Genomic DNA, 23,656 nt, shown 5'->3' with positions numbered 1-23,656 from the left:
GCTACTCGTAGATCTTGTCGGGATCGAACACGGAATCCGGCACCGCCACGCCGAACATGCGCAAGCGGTCGGCAAAGCGCGGCCGCACGCCGGTGGCCGAGAAGCGCCCCTGTACCTTGCCGCCGGCGTCCACGCCCTTTTGCTCGTAGCGGAAGATTTCGTGCATGGCGATCACCTCCCCTTCCATGCCGGTGACTTCCTGCAGGCTGACCAGCTTGCGGGTGCCGTCGGTCAACCGCGAGACCTGCATCACCACCGTCACGGCGGAGCATATCTGCTGCCGCGTGGCGCGCGGCGTCAAGTTCACGCCGGCCATGCCGACCATGTTCTCCAGCCGCGACAAGGCATCGCGCGGCGTGTTCGAGTGGATGGTGGCCAGCGAGCCTTCGTGGCCGGTGTTCATCGCCTGCAGCATGTCCAGCGCTTCCGGGCCGCGTACCTCGCCGAGGATGATGCGGTCGGGCCGCATCCGCAATGCGTTGCGCACCAGCGAACGCTGGTTGACTTCACCCTTGCCCTCGATATTCGGCGGCCGCGTTTCCAGCCGCACCACGTGGGGCTGGCGCATTTGCAGTTCGGCCGCATCCTCGATGGTGACGATGCGCTCGGCCGCCGGAATGAAGCCGGACAGCACGTTCAGCATGGTCGTCTTGCCGCTGCCGGTGCCGCCGGAGATCAGGATGTTGATCTTGGCCTGGCCCAGCGCCTTCAGCACTTCCATCATCGGCGGCGTCAGGCTGCGGTAGTCCAGCAGGTTCTCCACCGTCAGCGGATTGACCGCGAAGCGTCGTATCGACAGGATAGGGCCGTCGATCGCCAGCGGCGGAATGATGGCGTTCACGCGCGAACCATCCGGCAGGCGCGCATCGACCATCGGACTCGATTCGTCCACCCGCCGGCCCACGCGCGAGACGATCTTCTCGATGATCTTCATCAGGTGAGCGTTATCGTTGAAGGTGACGCCGGTCAGCTCCAGCCTGCCGGAGCGTTCGACATAGACCTTGGCGTAGGTGTTGACCAGGATGTCCGACACGCCGGGATCGGCCAGCAGCGGCTCCAGCGGCCCGAAGCCCAGCATTTCGTGCTGGATGTCCAGCACCAGGTTGTGGCGCTCGTGCTGGTTCAGTACGATGCGCTCCTCCTCGATGATGCGCTGGACCAGCAGCGCCAGCTCGTGCTTGAACTGCTCCGGCGTCAACCGCTTCAGGCGTTCCAGGTCGATGCGGTCCAGTATCGTCTGGTGCATGCTCTTCTTCAGTTCCTGATAGGCCGCGGCGGCCAGGCCGGGCGGACCGTTGATGCCTTGGCGGCTGTCGTCGCTGGAAGCCAGGCGTTCGCGCAAGCTCATATCGTTCTCCGATGCGTGGTTTTGTCGTGCCTACTCGTTGCCTATTCGTTGTCGTTGCGGCCGAACAGCCGGTCGAACAGCCCTTTGCTTTCGGAGACGCGGCGCGCCGTCACCAGTTCCACCAGCTCCGCCAGGCTGCGCGCCACCGCGCTGCTGCGCGACAGCTGCAGCACCGGTATGCCCTGGTTCACCGAGTCCGTCGCCGACAGGTAGTCGTTCGGCACCGTGTGCACCACCTCCGCGCCCAGCGCCTGCTCCAGGTCCGTCAGCCGCAGCTTGCCGCCCTTTTCGTAGCGGTTGACGATCAGGCGCGTGCGCTCGCTCGGATAGCCCAGCGAGCGGAAGATATCCAGCAGCCGGCGGCCGTCGCGGATATCCGGCAGCGCCAGTTGTAGTACAGGGTAGATGGTGTCTGCCTGGTCCAGCGCGCGCAGCGAGATGGCGTCGATCTGGCGGCCGACGTCGAGCACGATGTAGTCGTAGTGCTGGCGCGCCACGCGCAGGATGGTGTCCATGTGCTCGGGCTTCATGTCGACCGCATGATTCGGATCGTCCGCCGCTGCCAGCACGCCGAAGTTGGACGCCACATGCACCAGGCAGGAATCGAGGAAGGAGCCGTCCATGCGGCTGATCTGCGCACAGATGTCGGACAGCGTCATCGCCGGCTTCTGGTCCGACACGTACAGCGTGGCGTCGCCGAACTGGCCGTGCAGGTCGATCAGCAGCACCTTCTTGTCGGCCAGCGCAGCCAGCGCGTAGCCGAAGTTGGTCGACAAAAAAGTTGCGCCGCTGCCGCCTTTGCAGGAGATGAAGGCCAGCACCTTGCCATCGCGCATATGGCTGACACCGGCCGCCACCTCGATGCGGTCCATCGCCTCGTGGAAGGCGCGGTGCACCAGCGGTAGCGGCAGCACCTCGCGCATGCCGGCGCGCATGGCGCGTATCAGCAGGTCCTGCTGCGGTTCGCGCGTCAGCAGCATGAAGGATGCCGCCGGATAAAGCTTGCCCAGGCGGTCCACCAGTTCCGCCTCCTCTTCCGCGACGTCGCTGGCGTCGAAGATCACCAGTTCAGGAAGTTCCGGCAGCGGGCGCTCCACCGCGTCGCGCAGGCCGTTGCGCGACGCCACCAGTTGCACGCCGGGCATGCGCGCCGATCCCTGTGCGGCGACTTCGGCATGCAGCAGGCTGTCCCTGCTGATCATCAGTGCTTTCATGATCGCTCCTCACTTTGCGCCGCTGACGCCGATGGTGAACGATGACGGCTGCGCCGCCGCTTCGCTGCTGGCCTTTTGATAGCGCTCATAAGCGGCGCGCGCGGCGTGGCCGTCCATGCCGGCCACCGGATCGAGATTGCGCGCCGCCTCCGGCTCGATGATTTGCCGCGCCAGCGCAACGCGCACGCTTTCGCCGAAGTGCCGGTCCCATTGCGGCGTGGAGGAAGGCGGCTGTAACGCGCAGGCGGTCAACATGCACGCCGCTGGCAAGCTGAATAGGTATCGCATGATCGTTTCCTGTCTATTTGTGTTCGGTGGCCTGGGCCGGCGGCCCTTCCATCCGGCCGCCGATGAAAAGTTCGGTGCGGCTTGGCGTGGTGACGCTGTCGGTCGGCAGCTTGTAGTCGGCCTGCAGCGGCTTCACCAGGTGCGGTGTGACGACGAACAGCAGTTCGGTGCGGTCCTGCTGGAAGTCCGTGCTGCGGAACAGCGCGCCCAGTACCGGCAGTTCGCCCAGCACCGGCAGGCCGTGGATATTGGTGGTCTGGTTATTCTTTATCAGCCCGCCGATGGCAAAGCTTTGACCATCGAACAGCTCCACCGTGGTGGCCGCGCGCCTGGTCGTGATCAGAGGTAGAACCGAGGTGCCCGAGAAGCCGGCCGCCGAGATGCCTATGCCCTCGCGCGACAGTTCCGACACTTCCGGCGCCACGCGCAGATTGATGCGGCCGCCGGCCAGCACGGTCGGCGTGAAGCGCAGGCCGACGCCGAACTCTTTCTCGTCCAGCGTGACCTTGTTGTTGTCCTGTGCGACCGGAACGAAGATCTTTCCGCCCGCAAGGAAGCTGCCTTCCTGACCGCTGATCGCCATCACCGTCGGCTCGGCCAGGATGCGGATCATGCCGTCCTGCTTGTCGGCGGCGATGCCGGCATGGTTACCGCCGGCCTTGCCGATATTGAGCAAGCCTTTCAGCGTGCCGCTTAAAAAATTCGACGTCAGCGTGCTGCTCCAGCTGCCGCCGCCGAAATTCACCGTCAGTCCGGCTTCAAGCTTGTCCAGCAGGGTCTTGGAGACTTCGGCGATTTTCACCTCCAGCATCACTTGCTGCGGCGCGCTGATGTTGAGGAAGTTGACGATGCGGGTGTTGCCGGCTCCCGCACTTGGCACCGCCGCGCCGCCAGTGCTTTTGTCGCCCTTGGCCGCCTCCAGCGCCTGCGCCGGACGGCGCACAAAGGCGGCCGCCAGCTCCAGCACGCGCGCGGCGGTTTGCGCATCGTCCACCATGCCGCTGATGACCAGCGTATCGCCGGCGGCACTGACGCTGATGTCCTTCTGCTCCGGAATCAGCGCCGCCAGCGATGCCTGCAGCGCGCCGGGATCGATGCCGACCACCACCTCGATCACGTTGCACATGCCGCTGCGACCCTGCACGATCATATTGCTGGTGCCGATATCGACGCCGACCAGGTACAGCGTGTCCGGCGCCACCAGCATCGCCTGCAGCACGGCCGGATTGCCGACGCTGCGCGCCTGCACCGCTTCCGGCATGCGCATCAGAGTGGACTTCCCCAACTGCAGCGTCATATTGCCCGGCGTCGCCGCCTCGCCGCTGCAGCGCAGGCTTGCGCCATCGGCACCGGCCGCGGCCTGCGTCCCCGCGGAAGCGGCCTGAGTGCCGGCAGCCATCGCCAGCAGCACCACTGTGCATAGTTGAGTATTCATGGTCCACTCACAGGCATTCCTGCGTGCGCTGAACGCCGGCGATCACGCCGATGCAGGCACGTGATCGCGGGGCGGCTTGCGCCAGCTGGGGAGGCGGCTTGACGGCCACGGGGGCCGCCGCTACCTGCACGGCCGGTTCGGGCCGGACCGGCGCCATGCCGAGCAGGGTGGTCTTGGTTGCGCCGCCGGTCACGCCGGGGCGCGGATCGACCTGGTTGCGCAGCACCAGCGACAGGGTGCCGACGCTGCGCGCGAGATCGATATTTTCAGCCTGCGCCGGCGTCACCTCCAGCGTGACGGCGTTGACCACGCGCGGCTTGGTCTCGTCGCGGCCCACTTCCTGCGCCACCGCCAGCACCAGTATCCGTTCCAGCACGATCTTTGATATCGCATTCTCGTTGCCGCCCGCCGCCGATTGGGTGTTGACGATGATGTCGACGAAATTACCCGGCAGCGCGAAGCCGGCCACGCCCACCACGTCGTTGACGCGCACCGTGATCGCACGCTTGCCCTCGGTGATCAGCGCCGACAGGCCGCCCAGCGTGCCGGCCGGCGCCAGCTTGGCCTCGCTCAGCGGCTCGTCGCGCAGCACGCTGGTTTTCAGCACGCGGCCCACCAGCTTGGAGGCGTCGCGCAGCGCGCCGCGCGGCAGGTTGTCGGCCGGCCAGTCCAGCGGCTTGAGCATCTCCGGCGCCAGGCGTTGGCCGAGGTTGACGTCGACCGCCGCGACGATGATCTTGTTGGCCGACGTCGGCGACTGCCGCAGCAGCCAGCGCGAGGCCATCACCACCGCCGCCAGTCCGAGCACGATGGCCAGCGCCATCATCAACAGTGCGCGCTTGTTATTCATAGGATGTGCTGCTGCAGATGGTCGATGGCGTCGGCGCTGTCGTCAACGCCGGGCGGCAGTGGTTCGGCGGTCGCGAACATGCTGCTCCAGGCCTGGTCCAGCGCGGCGACAGTCAGCCGCGCCGGCTCGCCGAGGAAGCCGGCGAAATCGGCGACGCGGCCGATGATCTCGCGCGGGTAGCAGGCCAGCAGCGGCAAGCCGCTGCCCGCATGCAGGTCGTCGATCAGGTAGCGCAGCGCGGCATCGTCGAACGCCACGCCGGCGGTCAGGCACTGCTGGCGAAACAAGGTGCGATAGCTGGCGGCGCCCAGCGGCCCGACCGGAATCTTGTAGCCGACGCGGCGCAGCGCCGGCGCGTCGAACAGCGCTTCCGGCGCCAGGCTGGCGACGAACACCAGCTGCAAGCGGCACGGCACGCTGAAGTGGTAGCCGCCCGCCAGCGACAACTGGCTGCGCTCCAGCTCCCGCGCCTGCGAGAAGCGGTTCAGCAGATCGGCGGCGGCCATGCGCTGGCGGCCCAGGTCGTCGACGATCAGCATGCCGTTGTTGGCCTTCAGTTGCGGCGGCGAACGATAGCAGCCGCTATGGCTGTCCGGCTGCAGATCCAGCATGTCCGCGCTCAGGTCCGCGTCCAGCGCCACCACGGGCCGCTGGCACAACAGCCAGCGCGGATCGCTGCTGCGCTGATCCTGCAGCTGGCGCAACTGGCGCAAATGCTGCGGCGACGGCGCGCGGTGCAGCAGCGCGTCGTACACCTGGACGATCTCCTGTCCCACCGCCAACGCATGCGGCACCGCGATCACGCCCTGCAGCAGCGTGCCGAGGCGGCGCGCCAGCATCGACTTGCCGCTGCCCGACGGCCCATGCAGCAGCACCGTGCGGCCGGCGTGCATGGCCGCGCCCAGCATGCGCTGTACGGCGGGACTGAGAAAATCGTCGGCGAATTCTGCCGCCAGTTCGTCGGCGCAGGGTAGCGGCGCATGGCCGGCCTGGCGTTCCACCATGGCGCGGTAGGCTTCCAGCGTCACCGGCGCCGGCCCGATGTAGGGACAGCGATCCAGCCAGGCGCTGGCGCGCTGCTTGCCGCCCGCCGTCAGCTGGTACTGCACGTCGATGTCGGATTCGCCGCGCCACGCCACCTCCACCACGTGCTCGGCGACCATGAATTCCAGCGCCTCGCGCAGCACGTTGATCGACAGGTGCAGGCGCGTGGTCAGCACCGGCAGGTGGCTTTTGCCGCCGATGAAAATGGCCTTGGCGATCAGCTCGACGATCAGCTGCAGCGGCAGGCCGGTCTCGCGCACCGATTTCGGCTGCGGCGGCAGCACGGCGGCGGCGTCGGCATCGGTGGCGGGGGGAAACGATTCGACGGCTAGCATGAGCATCTCCAGCGAAGAAATTACGTTGAGGAATCAAGTCTATCGGGCCATGCTTTGGGGACATTGACGCGAAGCAAATACGCGGCGGGGCAGCGCTCAGCGATGCGCCAGCGCCACAACCACCATCGTCGCCAGCGCCACCGCCAGGCCGTAAGGCACGCCGCCGATGCTGGCGCCCGGCGTCAGCGGCACCGGCTGCAGCGGCACGCCCAGGCCGCGCAGCAGCAACGGCTTGCCGATCTGCACGAGATTGCGCCAGCCGTCGCGCCGGCGGCCGCTGCACAGCAACATCAGCAAGGCCATCACGCCGCCGATGATGTAGGCCAGCACGGCGACCCGCAGCGCGTCGGCGGGACCGGCAAAGGCGCCGACCATGGCCATCAGCTTGACGTCGCCGGCGGCCATGCCGCGCAACAGGTACAGCGGCAGGAATAAAAAAAAGCCGGCCAAGGTGCCGGCCAGCCAATGCGATGCGGGCGCCCACGGCTGCCCGCTCAGCACGTGCAGGAGCAGCGCCAGCAGCAGCCCGCTCAGGATCAGCACGTTGGGAATCTTGCGCATGGCCAGATCGGTCACGGCCGCTTGCGCGACCAGGCAGATCAGGATCAGTTCGATGGCGTTCAGCATGGCGGCTCTCCGGAGTAGGCTTTCCAGCCCGCTTGCGGCTGGAAAGCCTGGACGATGACTACGCGAGCTTGGCCGCGATGGCGGTGAAAGCCGTCTGCAGCGCCGTCGTCAGCGTGCCGAAGATCGCCACCACCGCCGTCACCATCGTTGCCGCGATCAGGCCGTATTCAATGGCTGTGATCCCCTCCTCGTCGTACGCGAACACCTTTGCAGCTGCAATAAGCGAGTTCATGATTTACTCCCAAGTTGAGTCCATAAAAATACCCCTGGCGCGGGCGGCCGGCCTGCCATGCCGCCGTTACCGCGCCATTGGGTTCACTATACGGATCGCAGTTTTGTGGGAGTTGACGTGAGACAAGTTTTCCGTGTGGAATTATTTTCAAGCTATGGAGGAAAATATGCGTCCCGGACACACATCACGGCTGGCTTATGTCAAACTGCATCAGAATTCGGCCCGGTACGCTGGGGCAAGCCGCCAGCTGTCGGAAAAAGGTTGCATTCAGTTGCAAGGAAAGTTCTTTTTCGCACACATGAATTGCCTAGATTGCAAAAAGCTATTATCCTGCTTAGCTGTTCTTTGGAAAGGCCTCGTGTTGCAGTTCACAGTGCGCCTGACTATCAAAGATATTGGCTTGATAGGCGTGAACAAAACGTGGCAAGGCGCAATGGTTGTGTGATTATTTTCCAGAGAAGAAAATGGATTCCCTACTGAAACACATGGTGGACATGACCGGCCACCGCGATCACACGATGCTCGACATCTCCGTGATCTCGGCGGTGCAGGAGCTTGCCCACGCCAGTCAGGCCCGCGTGCTGACGCTGGCCACAGTGAGGGGCAAGATTTTTGTCCGGCCGCGCGCCGTCATCAACGCCGGCGAAGCCGCGCGCATGGTCGACACCACGGACCTGCACAATCCCGGCGAGCCGATCGAGAACACGCCGGCGCTCGCCAAATGCATCGCCGACCACGAATCGGGCGCCGACGTCGCCAACGAGGCCGGCGAGCACACGCTGTGGCTGCCGATCTGGCTCGGCGACAAGGCCGACACCTGCCTGGAAATCGTCAACCCGACGCCGTACACCAGCGACACCATCCACATCATCGGCGGCATCGTCAGCGTCTACCGCAACTTCCAGAACCTGCTGGACTACAGCGAACGCGATTCGCTGACCGGCCTGCTCAACCGCAAGACCTTCGACGACCAGCTGGCCAAGATGCTGGCCGCGTCCACCGAACAGGACGCGCTCACGCTGCCGGGCGAGCCCGAGCGCCGGGCCCACCATGACCAGGAAAAACAATGGCTGGCGGTGGTCGATGTCGACCATTTCAAGCATGTTAACGACCGTTTCGGCCATTTGTACGGCGATGAGGTGCTGATCCTGATCGCCAACCTGCTGACCTCGTCGTTCCGCGCGCAAGACCGCGTGTTCCGTTTCGGCGGCGAGGAATTCGTCGTGCTGCTGCGCTCCACCACGCTGGACCACGCCAAGAAGATCATCGACCGCTTCCGCGTCAACGTGGCGTCGCATGATTTCCCGCAGGTGGGCAAGGTGACGGTGAGTGTGGGCTTCGTCAGCATCAGCGCGCTGGAAGCGCCGGTGATCATCCTGGGACACGCCGACCAGGCGCTGTACTACGCCAAGAGCCACGGCCGCAACCTGGCCTGCCACTACGACGAGCTGGTAGACGGCGGCCTGCTGCAGACCATCGCCTCCAACGATACCGCCGAATTCTTCTGACTATTAGCTGTTTCAAGCTGAGCGCGGCGAGGAGCCGCAACGAAGCAGCGGTCAGCTTGAAGCGGCTTAGGCCAGGGTCAGGAAGCGCATCGGGTCTACGTTCCACTTGCCCGGCGATTCGTGGCCGACGATCTTGTCGCCGCCGCCAAAGCCCAGTCCGCGCGACAAATCGACGGTTTCCGGCTTGATGTAGAGATTTTTCTTGGTGTTGAAGAAAACATTGACCTTGGGCGCCAGCAGATTCGTTTCGTGTGGCTCAATCACCACACCCAGGCGCCCCGACTCCAGCATCACCATCGTGCCGACCGGATAAATGCCGACGCAACGCATGAATTCCTGGGCAAACTGCGGGTTGAAGTGGAACTTGCTCCACTCGTAAATCTTGCGCAGCGCCGCCGCCGCCGACATGCCCTTGTGATAGCAGCGGTCGGCCGTGATCGCATCATAAACATCGACGATCGCCGCCATCTGCGCCAGCTCGCTGATCTCGTCGGCGGCCTGCTTGTTCGGATAGCCGCTGCCGTCGCGGCGTTCGTGGTGATGCAGCGTGATATCGAGCGGAATCGGTCCGATCTCCGGCGATTGCAGCAGGATCTTGTACCCATCTTCGGGATGGCGCTTGATGATCGCGAATTCCTCGTCCGTCAGCGGACCCGGTTTGTTCAGCACCGCATCCGGCACCAGCGCCTTGCCGGTATCGTGCAGCAGGCCCCCCAGGCCGGCCTGATGGGTGGTTTCGGCGTCGATGCCGCGCGAGCGGCAGAAGGCAACCAGCAGCGTACAGACGCTAACGGAGTGCAAAAAGGTGTAATCGTCCTTGTTCTTGATCCGCAGCAGCCCCACCAGCGCGCCCGGATTGCGCAGGATGGATTCGGTGATGTTCTGCACCACCGGCTGCACATGGTCCAGTTCGATGGCCTTGCCGAGGCGGGCGTCCTGCATCACCGTGCGCACCAGCGTCGACGCCTGGTGGCGGATCTGCACCGCCCGTTTCATCTCCTCGCCCAGCGACACACGGGTGACCACCGGCGTCTTGGCGGCGATCTCGACGATTTCGCGTTCGGTTGCCGCTTGCGCCTCCGCCAGAGTCGGCGCATCCTGCACGTCCAGGCCCTTGGAGCTGTCTATGACAACGTCGTGGATGCCGGCGTGCACGATCTTGCGGATTTCATCTTCGCTGGACAGCAGGAACCGGTTGCGGACAAATGGATGGGTCATCCAGTCGCAGCTCAGATCATGTATGTACATGCCCACTTTCAGCTGGGAGGAGTCGACTTTCTTTAGCATACAGTACCCACAAAATGAGAGGCTGAACTGGACAGCGGAAGGGCTGACTTTAGTATAACAAATAGTTTCCTATCGGGATTAAATTTACAAGTGCTACCATCTGTTTGTCCACGCTAACAGTGTCACATTTATATGGAATTACGCCAACTTCGTTACTTTGTTGCCATAGTCGACCACGGCTCGCTGTCGCGCGCCGCGCTGGTGCTGCATGTTGCACAACCGGCACTGACGCAACAGTTGCGACAGCTGGAAGAGGAGCTGGGCGTGCAGCTGCTGCACCGCTCCGCCCAGGGCGTGCTCAGCACCGATGCGGGCAAGATTTTTTATGAACATGCTCAAGCCATCCTCAAGCAGGTGGCCGACGCCCGCTCGGCTGTCGTGCAATCGACCGAACGGCCCAGCGGCAGCGTCACGTTGGGGCTGCCGCACAGCATCTCCGGCGCGCTGGCCTTGCCGCTGCTGACGGCCGCGCGCGCCCAATATCCGGAAATCACGCTGCAGCTGACCGAGGAGCTGACCGGCAACCTCAGCGAGCAGCTGAAATCGGGCCGGGTCAACCTGGCGGTGCTGTTCGACGACGGTCAACTGGCCCAGTTCGCCAACACCCCGCTGGTGGAGGAAGAACTGCGCTTCATCTGCCGCGCGGACGCGCCTTATGCGCAAGGTGAGCAAGCACTCACACTGGCACAGGCCTTGCAGACCACGTTGATCCTGCCCGGCCTGCAGCACGGCGTACGGCCGCGCATCGAAAGCGTGGCGCGCGAAGCCGGGCTAACTCTGAGTAACGTCATCGAGATCAATTCCATCGCCATCCTCAAATCCGCCATCCTGGCCGGCATGGGCGCCACCATTCTGCCGTCGGCGCCGGTGCTGGACGAGCTCGAACGCGGCGCCATGCGCGCCCACCGCATCCACAGCCCGTCGATTTCGCGCACCGTGGTGCTGTGCGCATCCAAGAATATTCCGCTGACCAACGCTGCGGCGGCCGTCAGCCGGCTGGTGCAGCATGTCAGCCGCCAGCTATGTGCCGGCAACACCTGGCCGGGTGCGACCGTCATCGCCTGAGTCATCACTTTTTCTTATACCCCCATCGGCAATCCGTATTTCCGTATACGTCAAGCAGCGCCCATACTTGCTACAAAGCGGATTTTTTAAGCCTAAAATATCTGTATTGCCGCTAACCATGCGGCCCATGGCCTGATCCTGGCGCGCCTACCCGGCGCCACCAAGTTTGGGCGCGATCTGACACAAAAAAACGGAGACACCACCATGCCCGATACCACGGCACACGGCCCTGCAACGTCCGCAGGCGACGACATCCCTTCCCGCCTGACCAGCGTAAGCCTCGACGACAAATACACTGCCACCGGGGGCGACATTTTCCTGTCCGGCATCCAGGCGCTGGTGCGCCTGCCGATGATGCAGCGCGTGCGCGACCAGGCCGATGGCCTGAACACGGCCGGCTTCATTTCCGGCTATCGCGGCTCGCCGCTGGGCGGCCTGGATGAAAACCTGTGGAAGGCCAAGCCGCACCTGGAAGCGCATCACGTGCAGTTCGTGCCGGGCGTGAACGAGGATCTGGCGGCGACCGCCGTCTGGGGCTCGCAGCAGGTCGACCTGATCGGCGAGGCCAAGTACGACGGCGTGTTCGCCATGTGGTACGGCAAGGGCCCGGGCGTGGACCGCTGTGGCGACGTCTTCAAGCACATGAACCACGCCGGCACCTCGAAACACGGCGGCGTGCTGCTTGTGGCTGGCGACGACCACGGCGCCTATTCGTCGACGCTGCCGCACCAGTCGGACCATTTGTTCTCGGCCTCGATGATCCCGGTGCTGTACCCATGCAACGTGCAGGAATACCTGGACCTGGGCATCCACGGCTGGGCCATGTCGCGCTTCTCCGGCTGCACGGTGGCGTTCAAGGCGCTGGCGGACACGGTCGAATCGTCGGCCTCCGTCGACGCCGATCCGTTCCGCGTCGAAGTCAAGATCCCGCACGATTTCGTCATGCCGGAAGGCGGCCTGAATGCGCGTTTGTCCAGCATCCCGCTGGGCCAGCAGGCGCGCAACCAGGAAGCGCTGATGCAGGACTACAAAATCTACGCCGCGCTGGCCTATGCGCGCGAGAACAAACTGAATCACACCACCATCACCAGCCCGAACGCCAAGCTGGGCATCATCGCCTCCGGCAAATCCTACCTGGACGTGCTGGAAGCGCTGGAAGAGCTGGGCATCGACGAGAAGATGGCGGCCGAGGTGGGCCTGCGCCTGTTCAAGGTCGCGATGCCATGGCCGCTGGAGCCGGACAGCGTGCGCGAATTCGCGCAGGGTCTGGACGAGATCCTGGTGGTCGAGGAAAAGCGCCAGATCGTCGAATACCAACTGAAGGAACAGCTGTACAACTGGCGCGACGACGTACGTCCGCGCGTGATCGGCAAGTTCGATGAAAAAGGCGAATGGGTCGCGCCGCGCGGCGAATGGCTGTTGACGTCCAAGGCCGACTTTTCGGTCTCGCAAGTGGCGCGCGTGATCGCCTCGCGCGTCAAGCGCCTGATCTCCGACCCGGTCACCTGCGACCATATCAAGGCCCGCCTGACCTTCCTCGACGCGAAGGATGCGGTACTGAAAAAGGCCATCAGCACGCCGTTCCGCCCGGCCTTCTACTGCTCCGGATGCCCGCACAACACCTCGACCAAGGTACCGGAAGGCAGCCTGGCATTGGCCGGCATCGGCTGCCACGTGATGGCGACCTCGATCTACCCCGAGTTCAACAAGCTGACCACGCACATGGGCGGCGAAGGCGCGCCGTGGATCGGCCAGGCCGCGTTCTCGAAGATCCCGCACGTGTTCCAGAACCTGGGCGACGGCACCTACTTCCACTCCGGCTACCTGGCGATCCGCGCGGCCGTGGCGGCCAAGGTCAACATGACCTACAAGATCCTGTACAACGACGCCGTCGCGATGACGGGCGGCCAGCCGGTCGACGGCATCACCTCGGTGCCGATGATCGCACAGCAGATGGCGGCCGAAGGCGTCAAGCGCATCGCGCTGGTGACCGAAGACCTGAACCGTTACACCGACCGCAGCGCGCTGCCGACCATCGTCAGCCTGCATGACCGCAAGGACATGGACACGGTGCAGCGCGAGCTGCGCGAAATCGGCGGCGTGTCGGTGCTGATCTACGACCAGACCTGCGCGGCCGAGAAGCGCCGGCGTCGGAAAAAAGGCGAGTTCCCCGACCCGGCCAAGCGCATGGTCATCAACGAAGCCGTCTGCGAAGGCTGCGGCGACTGCGGCATCCAGTCCAACTGCACGTCGATCCTGCCGAAGGAAACGGAATTCGGCCGCAAGCGCACCATCGATCAATCGTCGTGCAACAAGGACTACTCGTGCGTGAAGGGCTTCTGCCCGAGCTTCGTCACGGTCGAAGGCGGATCGCTGAAGAAAACAAAAACCGGCGTCACCAAGGACAACGCCGACGACGGCTTCGGCCCGCTGCCGGAACCCGTGCTGCCGTCGTGCGACCAGCCGTACAACATCCTGATCAACGGCATCGGCGGCACCGGCGTGATCACCGTCGGCGCCTTGATGGGCATGGCCGCGCACCTGGAAGGCAAAGGCGCGTCGGTGCTGGACATGACCGGCATGTCGCAGAAAAACGGCTCGGTCACCTCGCACGTCAAAGTGGCGAAGACCCCGGCCCACCTGCGCGCGCAACGCATCGCCACCGGCGAGGCGGACGTGATCCTCGGCTGCGACATGCTGACCGCCGGCGCCGCCGACGCGGTATCGAAGATGCGTCCAGGCCGCACGCTGGCCGTGATCAACCTGCACGAGCAGCCGCCCGGCACCTTCGCGCAGAACGCCGACTGGCAGTACCCGGTGGCCGAAGTGCGCGCGCTGATCGAGGAATCGGTCGGCGCCGGCGCCGCCGATTTCATCGACGCCACCAAGCTGGCCACCGCGCTGATGGGCGACTCGATCGCCGCCAACCTGTTCATGCTCGGCTACGCATGGCAGAAAGGCCGCATCCCGCTGAGCGAAGCCTCGCTGCTGCGCGCGATCGAGTTGAACGGCGTCGGCATCGCGTCGAACAAGAAGAGCTTCCTGTGGGGCCGCCGCGCCGCCGTGGACCTGAAGCGCGTGGAGCGCGTGGCGACGCCGGCGCAAGCCATCGTCGTGCAGATGCCGCAAAGCCTGGAGAACGTCCTGGCCAAGCGCGTCGAGTTCCTGACCGCGTACCAGAACGCCGCCTACGCCTCGACCTACGAGCAGCTGGTGTCGCAGGTGCGCGCGAAGGAAACCGCGCTGGGCCTGGGCAACAAGCTGTCCACCGCCGTCGCCAAGTACTACTTCAAGCTGATGGCCTACAAGGACGAATACGAAGTGGCGCGCCTGTACACCGACGGCCGTTTCGTCGAGCAGTTGAAGCAGCAGTTCGAGGGTAACTTCTCGGTCAAGTTCAACCTGGCGCCACCGATGTTCGCCAAAAAGGACGCCAAGGGCCATCTGGTCAAGGCGGAATTCGGTTCGTGGATGTGGAGCGCGTTCAAGCTGCTGGCGAAATTCAAGGGCCTGCGCGGCGGCGCGTTCGACATCTTCGGCTACACAGAGGAGCGCAAGATGGAACGCGCGCTGATCGCCGAGTACCGCGAGATGGTCGTCGCGCTGATGGACAAGCTGACGCCGGAAAACCACGCGGTGGCCGTCGAACTAACCGGCCTGCCGGAAAAAGTGCGCGGCTTCGGCCACGTGAAGGAAAAGGCAGTCGCCACCTTCCGTACCGAGAAAACCCGCCTGCTGGCGCAATTCAGCCAACAGCGCGCCGCATAATTCGCTTGACTTGACGTTAACGTAAACGTCATATAATGAAGAAAAGCATAAAGGGACACCATGAACGACCTCTCCGCTCCGAAAATCGCCGCCGTGCCGGACCAGCCGCGCCTGAACAACAAAGTCCGTTTCGTTACGGCCGCCTCGCTGTTCGACGGCCATGACGCCTCGATCAACATCATGCGCCGCATCCTGCAATCGAACGGCGTGGAAGTGGTCCACCTGGGCCACAACCGCTCGGTCGACGAAGTGGTGACCGCCGCGCTGGCCGAAGACGTGCAGGGCATCGCCATCTCCAGCTACCAGGGCGGCCACGTCGAATACTTCAAATACATGATCGACCTGCTGCGCCAGCGCGGCGGCGCGCACATCAAGGTATTCGGCGGCGGCGGCGGCGTGATCGTTCCCGACGAAATCGCCGACCTGCATGCCTACGGCGTGACCAAGATCTTCAGCCCGGAAGATGGTCAGCGCATGGGCCTCGTCGGCATGATCCAGTGGATGGTGCAGCAGTGCGACATCGACCTGTCCCAGTACTCGCCGACGTCGCTGGCGCCGCTGCAGGAAGGCGACATCGCCGAGCGCCACCGCCCGCTGGCCCAGCTGATCACCGCGCTGGAAAACGAAAAAGCCTCCCCTGCCCTGCGCGCCGAGCTACTGGCGGCCGCCGAAGGCCTGGCCGTGCCCACGCTGGGCATCACCGGCACCGGCGGCGCCGGCAAATCCTCGCTGACCGATGAACTGATACGCCGCATCCGCCTCGACCAGGGCGACTCGGTCAACATCGCCATCATCTCGATCGACCCGTCGCGCCGCAAATCCGGCGGCGCGCTGCTGGGCGACCGTATCCGCATGAACGCGATCAATCCGTGGAATGGCCAGGCGCGGGTCTTCATGCGCTCGCTGGCCACGCGCGAAGCCGGTTCCGAAATCTCGCAGGCGCTGCCGGACGTCATTGCCGCCTGCAAGGTCGCGGGCTTCGACCTGGTGATCGTCGAAACCTCCGGCATCGGCCAGGGCGACGCCGCCATCGTGCCGCACGTCGACGTCTCCATGTACGTGATGACGCCGGAATTCGGCGCCGCCTCGCAGTTGGAAAAAATCGACATGCTCGATTTCGCGGATTTCATCGCCATCAACAAATTCGACCGCAAAGGCTCGCAGGACGCATTGCGCGACGTCGCCAAGCAGTACCAGCGCAACCGCGAACTGTGGAACAAGCGCCCGGAAGAAATGCCGGTCTACGGCACGCAGGCGTCGCGCTTCAACGACGACGGCGTGACCTCGCTGTACCAGGGCCTGCTGCCCAAGCTGGCGCAATTCGGCCTGCAGGCCAAGCCGGGCAAGCTGCCTCCGGTGGACGTGCGCTTCTCCAGCGGCAAGCACGTCATCGTGCCGCCGGCACGTTCACGCTACCTGGCGGAGATCGCCGACACCGTGCGCGGCTATCACCGCTTCACCCGCAAGCAGGTGACGCTGGCGCGCGAACGCCAGCAACTGACCGAATCCAAGCGCATGCTGGCCATCGCCCACAAGACCGCCGACTTCGATGATTTGATCGCCGAGCGCGATGCGGAAATGGACGGCGGCGCCAAGAAGCTGCTGGCCCAGTGGCCGGACATGCAGGCGGCCTACGCGGGCGACGACTACGTCGTCAAAATCCGCGACAAGGAAATCCGCACCCGCCTGATCCAGCACACGCTGTCCGGCACCAAGATCCGCAAGGTGGCCTTGCCGCGCTACGAAGACCACGGCGAAGTGCTGCGCTTCCTGATGCTGGAAAACGTGCCGGGCTCGTTCCCGTTCACGGCCGGCGTGTTCGCCTTCAAGCGCGAAGGCGAAGACCCGACCCGCATGTTCGCCGGCGAAGGCGACGCCTTCCGCACCAACCGCCGTTTCAAGCTGGTCTCGACCGGCATGGACGCCAAGCGCCTGTCCACCGCCTTCGATTCGGTGACCCTGTACGGCGCCGATCCGGCGCTGCGTCCGGACATCTACGGCAAGGTCGGCAACTCCGGCGTATCGATCGCCACGCTGGACGACATGAAGGTGCTGTACGACGGCTTCAACCTGTGCAGCCCGAGCACCTCGGTCTCGATGACCATCAACGGCCCGGCGCCGACCATCCTGGCGATGTTCATGAACACCGCCATCGACCAGCAGGTTGAAAAATTCGTCGAAGAGAACAAGCGCCAGCCAAGCGCCGACGAAGCGGCCAAGATCAAGGACTGGGTACTGCAGAACGTGCGCGGCACCGTGCAGGCCGACATCCTGAAGGAAGACCAGGGCCAGAACACCTGCATCTTCTCCACCGAGTTCTCGCTGAAGGTGATGGGCGACATCCAGGAATACTTCGTCCACCACCAGGTGCGCAATTTCTACTCGGTGTCGATCTCCGGATATCACATCGCCGAAGCGGGCGCGAATCCGATCTCGCAGCTGGCGTTCACGCTGTCGAACGGCTTCACCTTTGTCGAAGCCTACCTGGCGCGCGGCATGCACATCGACGACTTCGCTCCCAACCTGTCGTTCTTCTTCTCGAACGGCATGGACCCGGAGTACACGGTGCTGGGCCGCGTGGCACGCCGCCTGTGGGCCGTGGCGATGCGCGACAAGTACGGTGCCAACGACCGTTCGCAAAAGCTCAAGTACCACGTGCAGACCTCGGGCCGTTCGCTGCACGCGCAGGAAATCGACTTCAACGACATCCGCACCACGCTGCAGGCGCTGATCGCGATCTATGACAACTGCAACTCGCTGCACACCAACGCCTATGATGAAGCGATCACCACGCCGACCGACGAATCCGTCCGCCGCGCGCTGGCGATCCAGCTGATCATCAACCGCGAGTGGGGCCTGGCGAAGAACGAGAACCCGAACCAGGGCTCGTTCATCATGGAAGAGCTGACCGACCTGGTGGAAGAAGCCGTGCTGCAGGAATTCGAACGCATCGCCGAACGCGGCGGCGTGCTGGGCGCGATGGAAACCGGCTACCAGCGCGGCAAGATCCAGGAAGAGTCGATGCTGTACGAGCACCAGAAGCACGACGGTACGCTGCCCATCATCGGCGTCAACACCTTCCGCAATCCGAAGGCGACGGGCGAGCCGCAGAAGATCGAACTGGCGCGTTCCACCGACGACGAAAAGCAATCGCAACTCAAGCGCCTGGAGGACTTCCACGCTCGTAACGCGGAGGCATCGCCGGCAGCGCTGGCCGCCCTGCAACAGGCAGCCATCGACAACGCCAACGTGTTTGAAAAGCTGATGGACGCGGTGCGTGTCTGCTCGCTGGGCCAGATTACGACCGCGTTGTTTGAAGTCGGCGGCCAGTACCGCCGCAATATGTAAGACCAGGCAGTCAGCCGACGGTGGGACCGACAGTGGAGCCGGGCAGCAGAACCGGCTGCCACAATTCCTGCAGTTCGCCAGCGGGCTTGCCATCCACCAGCTCCATCAGCATGGCGATCATGCGGGCGCCGGCCTTGTGTGGGTCGGGCTGGTCGATGGTGGTGACGTTGGCGCCGGCCAAGGTGTCGGCCATATTGCCCCAAACGATGAGCGATATCTCCTTGCCGATGTCGATGCCGGCATCGAGCAGCGCGCGCACGGCGCCTACGCCAGACAGATGATTGTCGACGATGACGGCCGTCGGCCGCGGCGAACATGCCAGCAACTGCTGCATCGCCTGGTAGCCGCTGCGACGGTCCAGCGTATTGTCGATCAGGTGGCGCGGATCGGCGCTCAGGCCCGCCGCGGACATCGATGCGATGAAGCTGTCCTTGCGCTGGCGGGCGAAGTTCAATTCCAGCGGTGCGCTGATCAGGGCCACGCGCTGGTGGCCCAAGCCCAGCAAGCGCTCCATGGCCATGCGGATGCCGGCCGCGTTGTCGTAGTCGAACCACGCATATGCCGCATCGAGCTCGGTGCGGCCATGTGCGACAAAGGGAAACCTGGATTTGCTCAGGAACGCGATGCGCTCGTCGCGCACCAGCGTGCGACCCACCACCAGGCCGTCGACCCGCCGTCCGCGCACGATCTGCTGGTAGGAAGGCAGCTCGTTGGACGGCGACACCGGCGCGATGATCAGGTTTTTATTCACCTGCTCCAGCGCGGCCGACATGCCGGCCACCACGTCGAGGAACATCGGATCGCCCAGGTCCGCCGGCAGCAGCGGATAGATGATCCCGAATACGTTGGTGCGTCCCAGCGCCAGCGAACGCGCCATCGGATTGGCCTGGTAGCCGTTCTCCTTGGCCGCCTTCAGCACGCGCTCGCGCGTCCGGCCGTTGACCTCGGGGTAACCGTTTAACGCCCGGCTCACCGTGGTTTTCGACATGCCGAGTAAGTTTGCGAGGCGCTCCAGATTCATAGTAAACGATCAATGTTGACCGCTGATTATAGCGGACGGGTCGAAACCGCCACCACCGTCATCGACAGCTTTTTTGAAAAAATACAACATAATCAAGACGATAGAGATGGGCACCAGGGTCAGGTAGAAGGCGAAATGGCCGCTGAAATTGCCGAACACGTAGCCGGTGATCAGCGACCCGGTGGTGCCGCCCAGCGCCGAAAAAATCACCAGCAGGCCGGTCATCGCCGAGTGCTGGTTCTTCGGCAGGGAACTGAGCATCACCGAGTTGATGCCCGGATAGATGGGCGCCATGAACAGTCCGATCAGCGGGAACAGGAAGGTGGCCACCGGCGCGCTGGACCAACTGATGTTCGGATCGGCCACCACGTTGTGCGTCAGCGGCAGCGCCAGCAGCACCATCGCCGCCATGCCGATCACGCAGGCGTTCATCACCGGATACCAGTTCAACTTGCGCATCAACACGCCGGCCGACAGACGGCCGATCGCCAGGCAGGCGGCAAAGATGCTGGTCACCTGCACGCTCATCGCCGCCGGCAGCTTGAGGATTTCGTTGTTGAACGTCGGCAGCCAGGTGCCCACGCTTTGCTCGATCAGCACATACAGGAACGCGGTGATGACGAACACGCACACCAGCGGCTTGAAGAACAGCTTCAGCATCGCGGCGAAATCCTGCGCGATGCCGCGGCCTGCCGGCAGCGCGGCCATGTCTTCGTTGAAGGGGGTCGTCAGCAGCAGCGCGAACGTCAGCGCGCACAGCACCGCCAGCACCCAGTAGACCTGCAGCCAACTTTGCGACAGCGGATCGTGCGAATCGATGAAGTAGCCGAACACCCAGTAGGCGCTCAACACGCCGACCATGAAGAAGCCTTCCAGCAGATTCATGATGCTGGCGTGCTGCTTGCGGTCGGCCGCGATCAGGCCCAGCGTCGAATACACCGACACCTTGACCAGCGCGAACGACACACCGACGCAGAAGAACAACAACTTGGTGGTGGCGAACGACGGCAGCACCGGCATCGCCACGCAGGCGGCGGTGACGATGGCCAGCCCGGTCAGCATCGCCTTCTTGTAGCCGAGGCGCGGCAGGAACGACGCCACGAGGAAGGACACCACCGCGATCGGCAAGTCCTTGAACCCTTCCAGCACGCTGGCGCTGGACTTGGTGATGCCGTAGTTGTTGATCACCTGAAGGATGACCGTGCCCACGCTATTGAGCAGAATTGCAAATACAAAGTAAATCAGAAATAGCGCAAATAGGATGCGATTGTTCTTCATACTGTCTCCGGATTGGTTTTTATTATTTATATGATTTAGTACGATTCCAGATTGAAGTCCGTCAAGCTCGTGATGACCACATCAGCCTCGGTCAGCACAAACGGATGGCCTATCCCCAGCGCGAACATGCCGGCCGACTTGATCGACGCCACGCCCGCCACCGCGTCCTCGACGCCGAGGCAGTCGGCGGGCGCAACGCCCAGTTCGCGCGCCGCCTTCAGGAAAATTTCCGGATCCGGCTTGCCGCGCGCGATGGTCGCTGCATCCACCACGTAGTCGAATTTATCGGTGATGCCCAACCGGCCCAGAACCGTAAAGGCGTTCTTGCTGACCGAGGCCAGGCCGATGCGCAGGCCCGCGCGCCGCACCGCGTTGAGCGCGTTGACGGCACCCGGCAGCAGATCCGACGACGACATCGTGGAAATCAGTTCCTGATAGTGCAGGTTTTTCTCGTCGGCCAGCGCCAGCTTCTCCTGCGGCGTGTACGTGCGCGACGACGACGCCAGGATCAGGTCCAGCGATCCCATGCGGTCGATGCCCTTCAGGTTCTCGTTGAAGGCCTGGTCGAAATGCACGCCCTGCGATTCCGCCAGGCTTTTCCACGCCAGGTAGTGATAGTGGGCGGTGTCGGTGATCACGCCGTCCAGGTCAAAGATAACGGCTTTAAAGCGGCTCATGAAAAACTCCTCGATTGCATCGGTTGCGACAGGGTCAGCGCGACTTGCTCGCCGCCGTGGGTAAAGTCCAGCAGCTCGCCTTGCAGCAGGCGGTAGTCTGTGCGGCCCGGCTCCACGTGCACCTCCAGCAGCGCACCCTTGAAATGAATCTTGAACGTGTAGTGCTGCCACTGCTTGGGCAGCGACGGCGCGAAGTGCAGTTCGCCGCCGACCACGCGCATGCCGGCGAAGCCGTACGCCACGCCCATCCAGGTGCCGGCCATCGCCGCCGTGTGCACGCCGTAGTGCGTGTTGCCGTGCGTGTCGTCCAGGTCGAGGCGCGCGGTCTCCATGAAGTAGTCGTAGGCCTTGTCCTGGTAGCCCACTTCCGCCGCGATGATGCTGAAGATACAGGACGACAGCGACGAATCGTGCGTGGTCACCGCCTCGTAGTAATCGAAGTCGCGGCGCTTGTCCTCCAGCGTGAACTGGTCGGACAGCAGCAGCAGCGCCAGCACCACGTCCGCCTGCTTGCACACCTGGTGGCGGTAGATCACCATCGGATGATAGTTCAGCAGCAGCGGGTAGTTCTCTTTTGGCGTGTTGGCGAAATCCCACACTTTCTTCGACAGGAAGCTGTCGTCCTGCGCGTGAATTTGCAGCGCCTGGTCGTACGGAAGATTCATCAGCGACGCGGCGCGGCGCCATGCGGCCGGCTCGTTCGCGTCCAGCGCGGCGGCGGCGGCGATGCGGGCAAACTCCGCCGGCTGGCTGGCCTGCAGCTGCTCCGCGATCGATGCCGCGAAGTCCAGGTGCATGCGCGCCATCGCGTTGGTGTAGTAGTTGTTGTTGACCAGCGCCGTGTATTCGTCCGGGCCCGTCACCTGGTTGATGCAGAAGCGGCCTTCGCGGTCGTAGCTGCCGATGCCCATCCAGATGCGCGCCGTTTCCATGACGATTTCCGCGCCATGTTTGACCAGGTATTCCTGGTCGCCGGTCGCTTCCATGTACAGCTTGATCGAATAGGCGATGTCGGCGTTGATGTGGTACTGCGCGGTGCCGGCCGGGAAGTAGGCCGAGCACTCGTCGCCGGCGATGGTGCGCCACGGGTACAGCGCGCCGGTGGCGTGCGACATCTGGCGCGCGCGCTCGCGCGCCTTCGGCAGGCCGGCGTAGCGGTACTCCAGCAGCTTGCGGGCGATTTCCGGTTTCGAATACAGGAAGAACGGGAAGATGTAAATCTCCGTGTCCCAGAAATAGTGGCCTTCGTAGCCCTCGCCCGTCACGCCCTTGGCCGAGATGTTGGTCTTGCCGTCGCGGCCCACCGATTGCAGCAGGTGGAACTGGTTGAAGTGGATGCCTTGCTGGAGCGCGTCGTCGCCGGCGATCTGCACGTCGGCCTGCTGCCAGAAGTCGGCCAGGTACTGCTCCTGCGCCAGGCGCAGATCGTCGAAGCCTGCGGCCCTGGCGCCGGCCAGCGTGTCCTTACTGCGCCACATCAGTTCCGTCTCGACGTAGTCGCGCGAGGAGAAGTAGCTGCCGTACTTGGTCAGCGTGACGGCCTGGCCGGCCTGCGCGGCCAATTCATAGGTCTGCGTCAGGCGCTGCTCCACCTGTGCGATGGTGATGGTCGCATCGGCGCCGGCCAGCTCCGTGTCGGTGGCGCTGACCAGCATGAAGCCGCTGTTGTGCGTACGCTGCACCAGCGCCGCGAAGCCGACATTCTGTTCATGACCGACCATGTGCAGCGACTGACCCGAAACCGCGGAACCCACGCGCGGGTCGTCGCCGGCTTCCTGGTTCTTCACCGCGCCGTCCAGCGCCGACACCAGCCGCATGCGGCCGGCGAAGTTCAGCGGCGTCACCTCGAACTCGATCGCGAACAGGTGCTTGTTCTCGAAGCACACCAGGCGGCGGCTGTTCACCTTCACGCTGCGGCCCTGCGGCGAGGTCCACTCCACGGTGCGCGTCAGCACGCCGGTGCGGAAGTCCAGCACCCGCTCGTACGTCTGCACGGAACCGCTCAGCAGGTCGAAACGCTCGTCCTCGAGCCACAGCTCGATGCCTTTCGCGTTCGGCACATTCAGCATGAACTGGTTGACCTTGGCCAGGCCGTAAGCCGCCTCCGGATACTGGATGGGCTCCGATTCATAGAAGCCATTCAGGTAGGTGCCGTCGAGCGAGGTGCCGGCGGGGCCGTTGTAGCCCTCCTCGCCGGTGCCGCGCAGGCCGATGTAGCCATTGCCCAAGGCGAACAGCGTCTCATCGAGAAAATGGGAGTCGGTATCGAAGCTGGTCTCGCGGATGCACCAGGCTTCCAGGGGATAGGTGTGTTGTTGCACAGCGTATTCC

Annotated in this window: 17 protein-coding genes; 4 read left to right on the top strand and 13 right to left on the bottom strand. The window is 64.0% G+C overall.

The window, feature by feature from the left end:
* Position 1 precedes the first annotated feature (1 nt).
* The 8 genes from ABWW33_RS22920 to ABWW33_RS22885 all read right to left on the bottom strand — a co-directional run bounded on the left by ABWW33_RS22920 (position 2) and on the right by ABWW33_RS22885 (position 7,373).
* Positions 2-1,348, bottom strand: a complete 1,347-nt coding sequence (locus tag ABWW33_RS22920; protein WP_353403893.1) for a TadA family conjugal transfer-associated ATPase — start codon at positions 1,346-1,348, stop codon at positions 2-4.
* 41 nt (positions 1,349-1,389) lie between these two features.
* Positions 1,390-2,562: a CpaE/TadZ family protein gene (locus tag ABWW33_RS22915; RefSeq protein ID WP_353403892.1), complete on the bottom strand. Its 1,173-nt coding sequence runs from the start codon at positions 2,560-2,562 to the stop codon at positions 1,390-1,392.
* A 9-nt stretch (positions 2,563-2,571) separates the two neighbouring features.
* Positions 2,572-2,850 carry a hypothetical protein gene (locus ABWW33_RS22910; protein ID WP_353403891.1) on the bottom strand — a complete coding sequence of 93 codons (279 nt, stop codon included), beginning with the start codon at positions 2,848-2,850 and terminating at the stop codon, positions 2,572-2,574.
* Between the two features lie 13 nt (positions 2,851-2,863).
* Positions 2,864-4,285, bottom strand: a complete 1,422-nt coding sequence (locus ABWW33_RS22905) for a type II and III secretion system protein family protein (protein WP_353403890.1) — start codon at positions 4,283-4,285, stop codon at positions 2,864-2,866.
* A gap of 7 nt (positions 4,286-4,292) precedes the next feature.
* A complete protein-coding gene (gene cpaB / locus ABWW33_RS22900) occupies positions 4,293-5,135 on the bottom strand; it encodes a Flp pilus assembly protein CpaB (protein WP_353403889.1) in 843 nt (280 codons plus the stop codon).
* On the bottom strand, positions 5,132-6,514 hold the full coding sequence (locus ABWW33_RS22895) for a DUF8689 domain-containing protein (protein ID WP_353403888.1): 1,383 nt from the start codon (positions 6,512-6,514) through the stop codon (positions 5,132-5,134). The genes cpaB and ABWW33_RS22895 overlap by 4 nt, the downstream gene beginning before the upstream one ends.
* A gap of 96 nt (positions 6,515-6,610) precedes the next feature.
* Positions 6,611-7,141, bottom strand: a complete 531-nt coding sequence (locus ABWW33_RS22890) for an A24 family peptidase (protein WP_353403887.1) — start codon at positions 7,139-7,141, stop codon at positions 6,611-6,613.
* A 58-nt stretch (positions 7,142-7,199) separates the two neighbouring features.
* Positions 7,200-7,373, bottom strand: coding sequence for a Flp family type IVb pilin (locus tag ABWW33_RS22885; RefSeq protein WP_353403886.1), 174 nt, complete (start codon positions 7,371-7,373; stop codon positions 7,200-7,202).
* Between the two features lie 464 nt (positions 7,374-7,837).
* Between ABWW33_RS22885 and ABWW33_RS22880 the strand changes: the two genes are divergently transcribed.
* Entirely contained in the window at positions 7,838-8,881 is a 1,044-nt protein-coding gene (locus tag ABWW33_RS22880; RefSeq protein ID WP_176653009.1) for a GGDEF domain-containing protein, read from the top strand.
* 66 nt (positions 8,882-8,947) lie between these two features.
* Here ABWW33_RS22880 and ABWW33_RS22875 read toward each other — a convergent pair whose 3' ends face one another.
* Entirely contained in the window at positions 8,948-10,168 is a 1,221-nt protein-coding gene (locus ABWW33_RS22875) for an HD-GYP domain-containing protein (RefSeq protein ID WP_176653010.1), read from the bottom strand.
* A gap of 132 nt (positions 10,169-10,300) precedes the next feature.
* Between ABWW33_RS22875 and ABWW33_RS22870 the strand changes: the two genes are divergently transcribed.
* The 3 genes from ABWW33_RS22870 to icmF all read left to right on the top strand — a co-directional run bounded on the left by ABWW33_RS22870 (position 10,301) and on the right by icmF (position 18,349).
* A complete protein-coding gene (locus ABWW33_RS22870; RefSeq protein ID WP_353403885.1) occupies positions 10,301-11,233 on the top strand; it encodes a LysR substrate-binding domain-containing protein in 933 nt (310 codons plus the stop codon).
* Between the two features lie 204 nt (positions 11,234-11,437).
* Positions 11,438-15,001: an indolepyruvate ferredoxin oxidoreductase family protein gene (locus tag ABWW33_RS22865; protein ID WP_353403884.1), complete on the top strand. Its 3,564-nt coding sequence runs from the start codon at positions 11,438-11,440 to the stop codon at positions 14,999-15,001.
* Positions 15,002-15,061: 60 nt separating this feature from the next.
* Positions 15,062-18,349 carry a fused isobutyryl-CoA mutase/GTPase IcmF gene (gene icmF, locus ABWW33_RS22860; protein WP_353403883.1) on the top strand — a complete coding sequence of 1,096 codons (3,288 nt, stop codon included), beginning with the start codon at positions 15,062-15,064 and terminating at the stop codon, positions 18,347-18,349.
* A 10-nt stretch (positions 18,350-18,359) separates the two neighbouring features.
* Here the strand turns inward: icmF and ABWW33_RS22855 are convergent, their stop codons facing one another.
* From ABWW33_RS22855 to ABWW33_RS22840, 4 genes are read right to left on the bottom strand one after another with little or no spacing between them, the layout of a single operon-like run.
* Complete coding sequence (locus tag ABWW33_RS22855) at positions 18,360-19,370, bottom strand: substrate-binding domain-containing protein (protein ID WP_176653014.1); 1,011 nt, start codon at positions 19,368-19,370, stop codon at positions 18,360-18,362.
* A 9-nt stretch (positions 19,371-19,379) separates the two neighbouring features.
* Positions 19,380-20,648 (bottom strand): MFS transporter, encoded by a 1,269-nt coding sequence (locus tag ABWW33_RS22850; protein ID WP_353403882.1) that lies wholly within the window; start codon positions 20,646-20,648, stop codon positions 19,380-19,382.
* A gap of 35 nt (positions 20,649-20,683) precedes the next feature.
* The gene (gene pgmB, locus ABWW33_RS22845) at positions 20,684-21,325 is read right to left on the bottom strand and encodes a beta-phosphoglucomutase (RefSeq protein WP_176653016.1); all 642 of its coding nucleotides are present in this window, start codon (positions 21,323-21,325) and stop codon (positions 20,684-20,686) included.
* Complete coding sequence (locus ABWW33_RS22840; RefSeq protein ID WP_353403881.1) at positions 21,322-23,646, bottom strand: glycoside hydrolase family 65 protein; 2,325 nt, start codon at positions 23,644-23,646, stop codon at positions 21,322-21,324. Before ABWW33_RS22840 ends, pgmB begins: the two co-directional genes overlap by 4 nt.
* Positions 23,647-23,656 lie beyond the last annotated feature (10 nt).

Source organism: Duganella hordei (genome assembly GCF_040369125.1).
GTDB classification, from domain to species: domain Bacteria; phylum Pseudomonadota; class Gammaproteobacteria; order Burkholderiales; family Burkholderiaceae_D; genus Rugamonas; species Rugamonas hordei.
The sequence above is the reverse complement of the archived record's forward strand: the minus strand, read 5'-3'. Positions and strand labels throughout refer to the sequence as shown.